This is a genomic window from Dyella amyloliquefaciens (assembly GCF_004296575.1).
Lineage (GTDB): Bacteria > Pseudomonadota > Gammaproteobacteria > Xanthomonadales > Rhodanobacteraceae > Dyella > Dyella amyloliquefaciens.
The window spans coordinates 75,709-88,339 of record NZ_SAYT01000008.1 but is presented as its reverse complement, the minus strand read 5'-3'; the positions used below and the strand labels follow the sequence as shown (position 1 = coordinate 88,339).

At 62.9% G+C, this 12,631-nt stretch carries 12 protein-coding genes; 7 read left to right on the top strand and 5 right to left on the bottom strand.

From position 1 onward, the window contains the following. Positions 1-2: 2 nt before the first annotated feature. On the bottom strand, positions 3-950 hold the full coding sequence (gene cyoA, locus EPB08_RS19075) for a ubiquinol oxidase subunit II (protein WP_130620761.1): 948 nt from the start codon (positions 948-950) through the stop codon (positions 3-5). Positions 951-1,104: 154 nt separating this feature from the next. On the opposite strand from cyoA, the gene EPB08_RS19070 reads away from it, so the two are divergent. Beyond that, positions 1,105-2,436, top strand: coding sequence for an MFS transporter (locus EPB08_RS19070; protein ID WP_130620709.1), 1,332 nt, complete (start codon positions 1,105-1,107; stop codon positions 2,434-2,436). 9 nt (positions 2,437-2,445) lie between these two features. On the opposite strand, the gene EPB08_RS19065 is transcribed toward EPB08_RS19070, so the two are convergent. The 4 genes from EPB08_RS19065 to EPB08_RS19050 form a co-directional block, all read right to left on the bottom strand. Next, entirely contained in the window at positions 2,446-4,599 is a 2,154-nt protein-coding gene (locus EPB08_RS19065; RefSeq protein WP_205746402.1) for a sensor domain-containing diguanylate cyclase, read from the bottom strand. A gap of 129 nt (positions 4,600-4,728) precedes the next feature. Then, the gene (locus EPB08_RS19060; RefSeq protein WP_130620707.1) at positions 4,729-5,034 is read right to left on the bottom strand and encodes a DUF1272 domain-containing protein; all 306 of its coding nucleotides are present in this window, start codon (positions 5,032-5,034) and stop codon (positions 4,729-4,731) included. Positions 5,035-5,097: 63 nt separating this feature from the next. Continuing rightward, the gene (locus EPB08_RS19055; RefSeq protein WP_165418548.1) at positions 5,098-5,559 is read right to left on the bottom strand and encodes a GNAT family N-acetyltransferase; all 462 of its coding nucleotides are present in this window, start codon (positions 5,557-5,559) and stop codon (positions 5,098-5,100) included. 1 nt (position 5,560) lies between these two features. Further along, positions 5,561-5,953 (bottom strand): rhodanese-like domain-containing protein, encoded by a 393-nt coding sequence (locus EPB08_RS19050; protein ID WP_130620705.1) that lies wholly within the window; start codon positions 5,951-5,953, stop codon positions 5,561-5,563. 78 nt (positions 5,954-6,031) lie between these two features. Here EPB08_RS19050 and ftrA point away from each other — a divergent pair, with 78 nt between their 5' ends. From ftrA to EPB08_RS19025, 6 genes are all read left to right on the top strand, one after another. After that, complete coding sequence (ftrA, locus tag EPB08_RS19045; RefSeq protein ID WP_130620704.1) at positions 6,032-7,021, top strand: transcriptional regulator FtrA; 990 nt, start codon at positions 6,032-6,034, stop codon at positions 7,019-7,021. A gap of 99 nt (positions 7,022-7,120) precedes the next feature. Further along, the gene (locus EPB08_RS19040) at positions 7,121-7,975 is read left to right on the top strand and encodes an EamA family transporter (RefSeq protein WP_130620703.1); all 855 of its coding nucleotides are present in this window, start codon (positions 7,121-7,123) and stop codon (positions 7,973-7,975) included. A gap of 499 nt (positions 7,976-8,474) precedes the next feature. After that, a complete protein-coding gene (locus EPB08_RS21105; RefSeq protein ID WP_165418547.1) occupies positions 8,475-8,642 on the top strand; it encodes a hypothetical protein in 168 nt (55 codons plus the stop codon). A 132-nt stretch (positions 8,643-8,774) separates the two neighbouring features. Continuing rightward, the gene (locus tag EPB08_RS19035; RefSeq protein ID WP_130620702.1) at positions 8,775-9,992 is read left to right on the top strand and encodes a radical SAM protein; all 1,218 of its coding nucleotides are present in this window, start codon (positions 8,775-8,777) and stop codon (positions 9,990-9,992) included. Positions 9,993-10,518: 526 nt separating this feature from the next. Beyond that, positions 10,519-12,123 (top strand): S10 family peptidase, encoded by a 1,605-nt coding sequence (locus EPB08_RS19030; RefSeq protein WP_130620701.1) that lies wholly within the window; start codon positions 10,519-10,521, stop codon positions 12,121-12,123. Between the two features lie 96 nt (positions 12,124-12,219). Next, positions 12,220-12,591 (top strand): nuclear transport factor 2 family protein, encoded by a 372-nt coding sequence (locus tag EPB08_RS19025; RefSeq protein ID WP_130620700.1) that lies wholly within the window; start codon positions 12,220-12,222, stop codon positions 12,589-12,591. Positions 12,592-12,631 lie beyond the last annotated feature (40 nt).

Here is a 12,631-nt window from a genome sequence, read left to right as displayed (position 1 = left end):
GGTCAGTGCGGCGTGGTGGGAGGCATGGACATGCCGGCCATGCCGGTGGCTTCGCCGCCGTTCTTCGTGTGCATGCGGCTCATGCACGAAGGGCTGTCCGGTTGCAGGCAATGCGTGAGGATGGCCTGGTACAGGCCCGGAGCCACCGTGGCGTAGTAACGGGGCGGCTCGTTCTCGCTGGGTTCGGCCAGCTTCACGTAGGCGTCACGACTGAGATCGCCGCCGCTGGCCTTGGCCTTCTGCACCCATTGCGCGAAGCCGTCTTCACTCATGCCATGGAAGGTGAAATGCATGCCCGAGAAGCCGCGGCCGCTGTAATTGGCAGAGAAGCCCTCGAACTCCCCGGGGCGATTGATCACCGCCTGCAGCGTGGTCTGCATGCCGGGCATCGCGTAGATCTGTCCGGCCAGCGCCGGGATGAAGAACGAGTTCATCACCGTGCTCGCCGTAATGTTGAAACTGATCGGGCGATCCACCGGCGCAGCCAGTTCGTTCACGGTGGCAATGCCTTGCTCGGGGTATATGAACAACCACTTCCAGTCGAGCGCGACCACGTTCACGGTGAGCGGGCGCGCTTCGGTGGGAACGGGACGTCCCGCGGCAATACGATCGAGCGGACGATACGGGTCAAGCTTGTGCGTGCTGACCCAGGTGATCGCGCCGAGTGCAATGATGATCAGCAGCGGTGCGGACCAGATCAGCAGCTCGAGGATGGTGGAGTGATCCCAGTCGGGATCGTAAGTGGCCTTCTTGTTGGAAGCGCGAAAATGCCAGGCGAACAGCAGCGTCAGTGCGATCACGGGAACGATGATGAGCAGCATCAGCACGGTTGAAGTGATGATGAGGTTGCGCTGTTGCACCGCGAGGTCGCCGGATGGCGACATCAGCACGGTCTGGCATCCCGCTAGCAGGGCGGCGACAGGTAGCAGTAGTCCACGAAAAGCCTTCATAGACATAAGCGACGATGCAACCGGTGTGATGGATGATGGAATTCGGCACGCCGTGCAGCGCGTGACAGGAGCAGGTGGCCTATTCCCATGACGCGTGAGGCGTGGCGGTGCCAAGCTCAGGCCGGCTCATCCTCCCTCTTTCCGAGTAACGACTATGTCAAGCACGTTCCCTGAACATGACGGCAGGACGGGTACCTCGGCGGAGGACATCCATCGCCTGCATGCCCATGCGCGAGTGGCGCCCGGCGAGATCGCGGTCGGCGTCATCATCGGACGTACCTCGGAGCATTTCGATTTCTTCGTGTTCGGTATTTCCTGCGCGCTGGTGTTTCCGCAGGTGCTGTTTTCCTTTGCCGATACCTTGCACGGCATGCTGTATGCCTTCACGGTCTTTTCACTGGCCTTCATCGCGCGCCCGTTCGGTACCGCCCTCTTCATGGATTTCCAGCGGCGCTGGAGCCGTGGCACCAAGCTCACCATCGCGTTGTTCCTGCTGGGCAGCGCCACCGCGGGCATGGCGTTCCTGCCGAGCTACAAGGAGATCGGCGACTGGGCGATCGGCCTGCTGGTGCTGTTCCGCATCCTGCAGGGCATCGCGCTGGGCGGCTCGTGGGATGGCCTGCCCTCGCTGCTCGCGCTCAATGCGCCGCCGGACAAGCGCGGCTGGTACGCCATGCTGGGCCAGCTTTCGGCACCGATCGGTTTCCTGATGGCTGCCGCCTTGTTCCTGTTCCTGCACTCGAACCTGTCGGACGAGGACTTCATCGACTGGGGCTGGCGCTATCCCTTCTTCGTCGCGTTTGCCATCAATGTGGTCGCGCTGTTCGCGCGCCTGCGCCTGGTGGTGACCGAGGAGTACACGGTCGCCATGGAGGAAAGGGAGCTACAGCCCGTCGGCAGCCTGACGATCCTGCGCACGCAGGGCTACAACATCTTCGTCGGCGCATTCGCGGCGTTGGCCAGCTATGCGCTGTTCCACCTGGTGACGATTTTCCCGCTGTCGTGGATCGTGCTGGGGGCCATGCAGCCCGCGGATTCGGTGCTGGTGGCGGAGATCATCGGCGCCTTCGCCTGCATCCTGGGCATGATCATCTCGGGCCTGCTGGCCGATCGCATCGGCCGACGCACCACGCTGGGGCTGATGGCGGCGCTGATCGCGATCTTTGCGCTGATCACGCCCTGGCTGCTGGGCGGCGGCAAGTTGGGCCAGGACGCCTTCATCATCCTGGGCTTCGGTGGCCTGGGCCTGTCCTACGGCCAGTCGGCCGGCAGCGTGACCTCGAACTTCGAGATCCAGCTGCGCTATACGGGCGCGGCGTTCACCACCGACTTCGCATGGTTGATCGGTGCAGCTTTCGCCCCGCTGGTGGCGCTGGGCTTGTCGATGCGCTTCGGACTGGTGGCGGTCAGCGCCTATCTTCTGTCCGGCGTGCTGTGCACGCTGTTGGCGTTGCGCGTGAACAAGGCGCTGGCGGAACGCGAGTAGCCCACCCCTTCAGTCGCAATCGGTGACGATGCGGTAGCCGGCGCGTCCCCCGTCCTTGGCCTGGTAAAGCGCCTCGTCGGCGCGCTGGATCAGTGCGTCCGATGAGGGAATATCGCGGCACAGTGCCCCGCCGACGCTCAGCGTCACCTTCAGGCTGGCCGTGCCGACGGATACGGATGACTGCATCGCATCGATGAACTTCTGTGCCAGTTGCCGCGCCGTGGCGACATCGGCGACGTCGCGGCACAGGACGATGAACTCGTCGCCGCCCAGGCGCGCAAGCAGATCGGTCTTGCGGACATTCGCCCTCAGCCGGGCTGCGACCTCGACGAGCGCGAGGTCGCCGGCCGCATGGCCGTAGGTATCGTTGATCTGCTTGAAGTGATCCACATCGATCATCAGTAGAAGCAGGGGCCCGTGAGTGATGCTGGCGTGCTGGATGGAGGCCTTGATGCGTTCGCGGAACGACAATCGATTGGCGATACCCGTCAGCGCATCGTGGTGGGCGAGGAAATCCAGCTTCTGCTCGGCCAGCTTGATGCGGGTGATCTCCGTGGTAAGCATGTAAAGGCCGCTGGTTTCCCCGTCGGCCGTGATGGCGGGAAGATACGTGGCCTGGAAATAGCGGTGCTGCTCGCCCGCGAGCACATCGTATTCGAAGGTGGTGGCCTTTCCGCGCAGGGCCAGTTCGATGTGAGGCTTGAGCAGCGCGTAGACGACCGGCCCCCGCATCTGCTCGACGGTATGACCGATATTCAACAAAGCCTCGCGACCGATCACTTCCGAGGCATAGGCATTGATGAAGGTGTAGCGCTGTTCGGTATCGATGTGCGCGATGACGGCCGGTACGTTGTCCGTGATGGTGCGAAGGCGTTTCTCACTGTCGGCCAGGGCCTCTTCGGCAAGTACCCGCTCGGTGACGTCGCGTCCCGCGTAGACGACTTCGACCTCGCCTGGATGATCCGGGCTGGGCGCGAGCTTGCCCAGGGCTTCGATCCACTGATGGCCTCCCACGCGATTGCGCACCCTAAAACGCACGAAAGGCTCGTTACCTGTCTCGCGGAGTCGCTTGAGTACCACGCGGACGCGCTCCTGGTCGTCGGGATGGATCAATGCGTCCCGTTGCGTGGCGAACTCCTCCGGCGTCCATCCCAGCATGTCCTTGACCGAGGGCGATACGTAGCGTCGGGTGCCATCGTCGGCAATGCGCACGACCAGGTCGCCGGCATAGTCCGCCAGCAGGCGATACAGGTTTTCACTCTCGGCCACTTGCGTGGTGAGCCGTTGCCTGTCGGCGAGTGCCAGCGCCACGGGTACCGTCACCAGGCAGACGATGCCAAGAAAGATCTGCGCCAGCAGGGCCGGCTCCGTGCGATCGGTCGTGGGAATCAGCGCGAACGGTCCCGTGCCCAGGGTCGTGGACACATTCGCCACCAATGTCACGATTGCTACGCCGATCACCAGGCCTGGAAAGCGGTACTGGAAGATCAGGTAAAGCAGTGGCGCGAAGAGGACGAACAACAGCGGATGGCGCGCCTGCAGGAACACGCCAAGCGTGATGGCGAACAGCACCACCACGTCACGCAGCATGCGCAGGCGCTTGCCCGGCGGACCGAGCATGCGGCCTCGTTCGCGAAACGCCACCAGCGTGAGCATGCCAACGATCACCATGCCGAGCAGGTGTGCGCGAAACCATTGCTGGGCAGAGACGATGAGCGCGCCTCCGTTCACCATCTGCTGCGCACCGGTGGCCAGCAAGGTGGATGCGATGCAACCGGCAAGGGTGGCGATGATTGCCACGCGGCCGAGCCGCAGATAGCCACTTGTTTCCCCACTGATGACCGGCTGGTATCGACGGATTACGGCCGATACGACGAGGATTTCCACGAGATCCGCAAGTATGAGCACCAGGTGATCGGCGCGCAGTGCACCTAGCGCGACGTACTGTCCCGTCGCGAGCGCGGCAAAGACGGTGGCAACGAGCAAAGGCCAGTGGCGTCGCGGCACGGATGCCAGTACGCCGGCTGCGAGGCCGTTGGCAGTCCACACCGAGACCATCGCGCCGCCGTGGAAGGCAACCAGCAGCGAAACCGCATCCAGCACGAAAATGGCAAGGAACAGCACCGCCGCCCCGCCCAGCGGGATCGGTCGTGCGGGGTTCAATGAACGTGGCTCGTGCGTGGGCATGCTCCGGAATGCAGTGGCCGCCTGCCGTGCGAGGCGAGGACCATCATTAGGACCCCGCGCGTCAATGCGCCGTGGTCGCGCCGTTTGGCTCCGGGAAAATCGGGCTCAGCGCTGCTCCGGTGGCCTGCCGCCAAGTGCTGCGACGATGGCGGCGTGATCCGCCCATACGACAGGCTTGTGCGTGACCTCCCGGGTCGCCGGGTGATTGCTCAGCGAGGCGCCCGCTTTCCACGCATGGATAGGACGGATGGGGCGCGGTGCGAAGCCGCCGCCGCAGTTGGGGCATACGTCCTGCAGCAACGCCACGCAATCGCGGCAGAACGTGCATTCGAACGAGCAGATCATCGCCTCGGTGGAAGCCGGTGGCAGGGCCTTGTTGCAGTGTTCGCAGGTGGGACGAAGTTCCAGCATGAAACCTCCTGCCGCGTGGTGGGTACCGTGATCGTATCGCCCGGCACCCCCGACGCCGCGGCGTCAGTCCATCAGCGACAGGCCATAGCGCAGCTTGGCGGTCTCGTTGGCGCCTAGCCGGCGGTAGAAACGTGCCGCCTCCACGTTCCAGCTCGGGGTCTGCCATTGCATCGCGCTGCAGCCCCGGGTCTTCGCGAAGGCACGCACGGTGCTCCAAAGTTCAAGGCCGATACGATGTCCTCGCCAACGCTCGCGAACGTACAGGCAGTCCATGTGCAGATAGGTCGTGCCGTCGAGCGTTGAGAAATCCACGGTGGCGCTGGCATAGCCCACGCTGTCGGCATCGACAAAGGCGATCCAGGCATGCAGCCGCGGCGGATCACCCTCAAGCGCGCTTGCCAGCGCTGCGCCACGTTTGCCCGCCCCGTGCGGAAGGCGTTCGAAGGCCGCATGTTCGGCACCCAGCGCCAGCAGGACGGGTGCATCCTCACCGCTGGCGCGTCGTACGGCGAAGCGGTTTTGCACCTCAGCGTTCCAGGCCAAAGCCCTCGTCCATCCAGCCGGTGAGGCCGCCGATCATCTCCTTCACCGGTCGTCCCAGCTGCGCCAGCTTCACGGCGGCCTTGTTGGCGCCGTTGCAATGCGGACCTGCGCAATACACGACGAACAAGGTGTCGGTCGGATAGTCGGCCAGCCGTTGCTCGCTGATCGTGCGCGTGGGCATGTTGATGGCGCCCGGCACATGGCCGGCGGCGTAAAGCGTGGGCGTGCGCACGTCCAGCAGCACGAAATCCTTCGCTTCGTGGTTCGTTGCGTAATGGACGTCGGCACAGTCGGTTTCGAAGCCCAGGCGGGCGTGGAAATGCGTCAGGGCATCGGTGCTGGCGGCGGCGGGGAAACGCTGGACGACACTGCTCATGGCGGGCTCCGTGGTGAAGGACGGAGCCAGTATCGGCACTGGCGCCCGTGCCCGACATTGGCAAGAATGCCATGCATCATGAAAAATTCGCCAAAACGTGTCAGGCGTCCATCCGGGCCTGCCAATCGCGACGTGGCCGTGCTGGTGTACGACGGCCTGTGCACGTTCGAGTTCGGCATTGCCGTGGAGATGTTCGGCTTGCCGCGTCCGGAATGGCCGGACTGGTACCGCTTCGGCCTGTGTGCGGTGGACCAGGGACCGATGCGTGCCGCGGGTGGCATGCGCGTGCTGGCCGATACGGGCCTGGAAGGCCTTGCCGATGCGGGGACGGTGATCGTCCCCGGCTGGCGCGGAGTGGCCGCGGAACCACCCGCGGACCTGCTCGATGCCCTGCGCAAGGCGCATGCGCGTGGCGCAAGGCTGCTTTCGTTCTGTTCCGGCGTGTTCGTGCTGGCCGCCACCGGTTTGCTCGACGGCCGGCGTGCCACCACTCACTGGCGCTACGTCGATGCGCTGGCGGAGCGCTTCCCGCGCATCCGCATCGAACCCGACGTGCTCTACGTGGACGAAGGCGATCTGCTCACGTCGGCAGGCTCCGCCGCGGCGCTGGATCTTTCGCTGCACCTGATCCGCCGCGACTACGGCCCGGAAGTCGCCAACTCGGTGGCGCGTCGCGCCGTGGTGCCGGCTCATCGTGACGGCGGGCAGGCGCAATTCATCCAGTCACCGCTTCCCGAGCAAGGCGCCACGCTGGGCAAGTTGCTGGACTGGATGCGTCGCCATCTCGACCAACCGCTGCCGCTGCAGGAGCTCGCCGAGCGTGCACGCATGAGCGAGCGCACGTTGCTGCGCCGCTTCGAAGAGGCAACCGGTTGCTCACCCAAACAATGGGTGACCCGCGAGCGGCTCAACCGTGCACGCGAGCTGCTGGAAGGCAGCGATCTCCCGGTGGAGCGCGTAGCCGATGTCTGCGGCTTCGGCAGCGCCGATACGTTGCGCCACCATTTCCGTCATCATCTGAAGCTGAGCCCCGCGCGTTATCGCGAACGATTCACGCACGGCAGCTGATCCCCAGCCCAGAAGCTCGCCTTGCCGGGATGACGCCCGCAAGGCGATCCGGTGTATAGGCATGGCCCGCCCGGCCACGGCCTGTGACAAGGATTTTTCATGATTTACGTGTTGATGAGCGTTGTCTGCAGCGTGCTGGTATCGGTGCTGCTGAAGCTCGCGCGGCGATTGGAAGTGGATGTCGGCCAGGCCATCGCCTGGAACTACGTCGCGACCAGCGTGCTCACCGCGATGGTGTTCCATCCGTCACTGGACGTGCTGCGCAGTACCCAGGCGCCTTGGCTGGGCTTCGTCGGCCTTGGCTTGCTGTTGCCCTTGATCTTCCTCGCACTGGCGGCCTCCGTGCGCAGCGCGGGCATCGTGCGCACGGACGCGGCACAACGGTTGTCACTGCTGATTTCGCTGTTGGCCGCCTTCCTGTTGTTCGGCGAAACCTTGAACGCGTACAAGGGAGTGGGCATCGCCGTCGGACTGCTCGCCTTGCTGTGCATGGTGTGGAAGGTCGATGCGCGCGGCGCAGACGAAGTGCGCAGCTGGCTGTGGCCGCTGGTGGTGTTCATCGGCTTCGGCCTCATCGACATCCTGTTCAAGCACGTGGCGCGTGCCGGCACGCCATTTGCCGCGTCGCTGCAAGCCATGTTCGCGCTCGCTTTCGTGGTGTCCCTCGCCCTGCTGCTATGGCGCCGCTGGCACGACCGCACCTTCTTCACGTTGCGCGACGCCGTCGCCGGCCTGCTGCTGGGCCTGGCCAACTTCGGCAACATCGTGTTCTACGTGCGCGGCCATCAGGCACTGCCCGACCACCCGTCGCTGGTATTCGCCAGCATGAACCTCGGCGTGGTGGCGCTGGGCGCCGTGGTGGGCACGGTGGCGTTCCGTGAGCGGCTCAGCGTGGGTAACGCTGCGGGTGTACTGCTCGCCCTGATTTCGATCGCGATGATTGCTTGGGGATGACATGCCAAGGCCATCCACGTCGCATCTGAAGCATTGGCGATGGTGATCTTTGGCCTTGCTCGTGAAACTTGCGAATCTTGCTAAGAGTGCGTCGCCGTTAACGCCGCAGGTTCGCAAGTTCACAGTGGCTCACGCTCACGTCAGTGGAAATATCACCAACTGCAGCGGCTTAGCAGCCATGACAACTGTGAATATGAGCGAATGAATTTGCGGCTATACATTCGCGCTTCACGCACATCGTGACGACGTCGAGTCGGTCAGCAATGTGAAGGGCGAGGACTACAACCACAACTTCATTGCGTGCTCAAAAATCCTCTGTTAGAAACCAACGCTGGTCGTGAGTCAGTCGTGACCGTTGCAAGTTCTTCTAGTTCATTGTGCGGCACGCACAGTACGGCCAAGCAGCCCAGGACACTCGACTCCAGGGGCTGATTCCGCAAGCTGAATGTCCTGGGTTTTTGATGTTTACGCATCCATTACTTCATAAGGATTTACTGCTATGGACTACAACGAGAGTTCGGCTGAAGCCCTAGAAGTCAGCGCATCCTGCGGGTTTGGTCGCAGCGAAAACGACAAGCCGAAGGAAATGAGTCAGCTGGTGATCTCCCACTCGAACGAAACCGCGGGCGATCTGGCGAAGTACAGCACCTGGTTCAGCATTTTCTAAAGCCACTGCTGCTCAATAGGCCTGCCGGGCAGCTGTCCACGCATGCGCGGAGGTCAATGCGTCCAACTTCGGGAGCCGACCGGGTGTCGGCTCCCGTTCTGACTTCGCACGTTGCTGAGTCTGGAGATAGCCATGCGCTTGATGACCACACGAATGGAGAGCAGGAAGCTATTTGTGAGCTTCAAGATGTCGGAAGTATGCAATCTCGATTGTCCCTACTGCTATTTCTTCTTTAATGGCGATGAAAGCCATAAGGACAATCCGGCGCGCATGTCCGTTGAAACGGCGGAGCGTGCGGGGAAGTTTCTCGCCGAAGGAGCACGTGAGCTCAGTATCCCCACCGTTTCCGTGGCTCTCCATGGTGGCGAGCCGTTGATGGTCGGAAAAAAGCGGTTCAGGGAAATTGCGGAAACCCTGATGCGGACCATTGCGCCGCACGCCGAACTACAGATGGGAGTGCAAACCAACGGGATACTGCTGGACGAAGAGTGGATCAAGCTGTTTTCCGAGCTGAACATCAGCGTCGGGATAAGTATCGATGGGCCTAAGCACGTCAACGACTCGGTCAGGTACGACAAAAAGAGGCGTGGCAGCTACGACCGCATCGTCAAGGCGATATCGCTGCTGCAGAAGAGCCATGAAGACGGTCTCATCGGTGAGCCGGGCGCGTTGGCGGTCATTCTTCCTGGCACCTCAGCCAGGGAGATTTACACGCATATCGTCCATGACCTCGGCCTGCAGAAATTTGACTTCATGCTCCCCAAGGATAGCTGGGAGAACTATTCGCCCGAGATGACTGACTTCATCGAGAATTTTTCGCTGGAGCTTCTCGAGTGCTGGCTGCAGGATGACAACCCGAAGATCAACATCCGTTCCATGAAGAACGTGTTTGCACCGTTCCTGACGGACTTTGGCGTCGACATGCGTATCAACTACATCGTCGACCTGATCGAGACCATTACCATCCGCAGTAACGGCGATGTATCGCCTGATGATTCGTTGCCGTCCATCAGCGAGGAATATCGTCACACGGGATGTAACGTTGCGACGTCCTCCTTGAAGGAGTTCTATTCCAAGCCCTTCTGGATGGACCTGCGGCGCACGGTGTCGACGCCGCCAGAGACCTGCGCCAAATGCGAGTGGCTGGGCTATTGCGGTGGCGGCGAACTCATAACGCGCTACTCCAAGCAGCGGAAATTCAACAATCCGACCATCTACTGCAGCAGGAACAAGGCGTTGTACACCCGCATTCGGCAGTACCTGTCGAACTACATGGATCTGCATGAAATCGACGAACGGACGCGGCGGAGCAACGAGCTCGCATTGAACGAGCTGGCGTTCGAAGCCTGACCTGAAAGTGGTTGGTGCTACTGCCTTCCGCAAAAGTTGGCCATTGATGCGTCGCCAGGCGCGAGGCCTGGCGCATCCTGCAGTGACGTTCGGCGTTCTGCTCGGGAGGAAGTGCTTCTTCTCACTAGCCTGCGGCTCATGGCGTAGGCCATGCGGAGTCGCTGCACGGAGATGTTCGCGCCGGCGTTCCGCGAGCGGTTGAGCGGTGTGAATGTGTCGGGCTCGGGTTGGCGTTGGGGGCGATTGGCTCGATCGCCTGGGGATGATGCTGAGGCGCTGACGCCTTTGCCGTCGCCCCGCGCCGCAAGCCAAACAGTCGGTCCTCTTCTGTAGGAGCGCACCCAGTGCGCGATCGCGTGGTGGCGGTATGCCGCCCCGTAGGAATCGCGCACCGGGTGCGCTCCTACACCCCCCAAAAGGTAGGCGCCCCGGTCACCCAATGACTTCTGGGGTATGAAAACCCTCCCCCTCGCTCCCTAATCTGGGGGTCTCGCGCTTCGCGCGCCCTCCCAAGGTTCGACCCTCCATGCGCAAGCTCCCCCTCGCCATCGCCCTGGCCGCGCTCACCCTCGGCACGGGCGCTTACGCCGCCGACAAGCAGGACAAGGACGCCAAGCCGGACGACAAGCCCGAGGCCGCGCTGCTCAAGCCGCAGTCGTCGGAAACGTCGGGCACGGTGAAGGTCGAGGGCAAGAGTATCGACTACAAGGCGGTGGCCGGCACCCTGGTGCTGCACGGCACCGGCGACAAGGAGAACGAGCCGCAGGTCAGCATGTTCTACGCGGCCTACTTCAAGAAGGGCGTGGAGCCGGGCAAGCGGCCGATCACCTTCATCTACAACGGCGGCCCGGGGTCGGCCACGGTGTGGCTGCACATGGGTGCCTTCGGTCCCAAGCGCGTGGTGACCAGCGACGATTCGCATACGCCTGCTGCGCCCTACGGGCTGGTCAACAATGACTACAGCCTGCTCGATGCCTCCGACCTCGTCTTCATCGACGCGCCCGGTGCGGGCTTCAGCCGCTTGCTCGCCGACGAGCAGGACAAGGGCAAGCGCGATGAGCAGATGAAGGATCGCAAGAAGCAGATCTACGGCGTGGACGGCGACGGCCATGCCTTCGCGCAGTTCATCACGCAGTTCCTCTCCAAGTACAACCGCTGGAACTCGCCAAAGTATCTGTTCGGCGAAAGCTACGGCACCACGCGTTCGGCGGTCGTGGCGAACATCCTGGAGAACGAGGACAGCGTCGACCTGAACGGCGTGATCCTGCTTTCGCAGATCCTCAACTTCGATACCAGCATCGACGGCGCGGCGAACAACCCGGGCGTCGATCTTCCGTATGTGGTGGGCCTGCCCACCTATGCGGCCACGGCCTACTACCACCACAAGCTGCCGCAGCAGCCGGCGGCGCTGGAGCCGTTCCTGCGCGAGGTGGAGCAGTTTGCACTGACCGACTATGCCTCCGCCCTGATGGCGGGCTCGCGCCTGGATGATGCCCGCAAGCAGGCCGTGGCGCAGCGGCTGCACCAGTACACCGGCCTGCCGGTGAGTTATCTGATGAAGGCCAACCTGCGCGTCGACGGCGGCATGTTCGAGCATGAGCTGCAGGCCGACGGTGATATCACCACCGGCCGTCTGGACACCCGTTTCTCCGGCCCGTCGCTCGATCCGTTGAGCAAGGCGTCCGAATACGATCCGCAGTCCTCGTCGATCAGCTCGGCTTACGTCGCCGCATTCAACGACTACGTGCGCCGCGACCTCAAGTTCGGCGATGGCCAGAGCTACCGCCTGTTCGCCGACATCGACCACTGGGAGTTCTCGCACAAGGCACCGGGCGCGACCGAAGCGCTGCAGCAGTCCACCAACGTGATGGGCGACCTCGCCACGGCGATGAAGACCAATCCGAACCTGCGCGTGTCGCTGCATGGCGGCTACTACGATCTCGCCACGCCGTACTTCGCGGCCGACTACGAGATGCATCACATGCCGATCCCGGCGAACCTGCAGAAGAACATCTCGTACGCCTGGTACCCGTCGGGCCACATGGTCTACGCGCACGAGGATTCGCTGAAGCAGCTGCATGACAACGTGGCGCGTTTCATCGGCGAAACCGACAACGTCGGCAAGCACTGACCTCGTTGGCGCGGCGGCCGACCGCCGCCGCGCCTTCACGCCCGGATTCCGGGCGTGGCGCTAGCCTCGGCAAACCACTTTGCCGGAGTTGTCGCCATGAGTACCGAAGCCGTCGCCAAGCGCCTGATCGCCATGTGTCGCCATGGCCAGTTCGAGGAAGCGCAGCACGAGCTGTATGCGAAGGACGCGGTCAGCATCGAACCCGAAGCGGCGGCGAATGGTCCGCTGGGTAACGTGAAAGGCCTCGACGCGATCCTGGAGAAAGGCAAGCGCTTCCAGGCCAGCGTGGCGGAGATGCACGGCCTGGAGGTGAGCGAACCGCTCATTGCCGGGAACTGGTTCAGCGTGACCATGACCATGGATGTGACGATGAAGGAGTACGGCCGTATGACCATGGCCGAGGTGTGTGTCTATCACGTCAAGGACGACAAGATCGTCTCGGAGCAGTTTTTCTACGACATGGGATAGTGCGGTCTCAGCTCTCTGTAGGAGCGCACCCAGTGCGCGA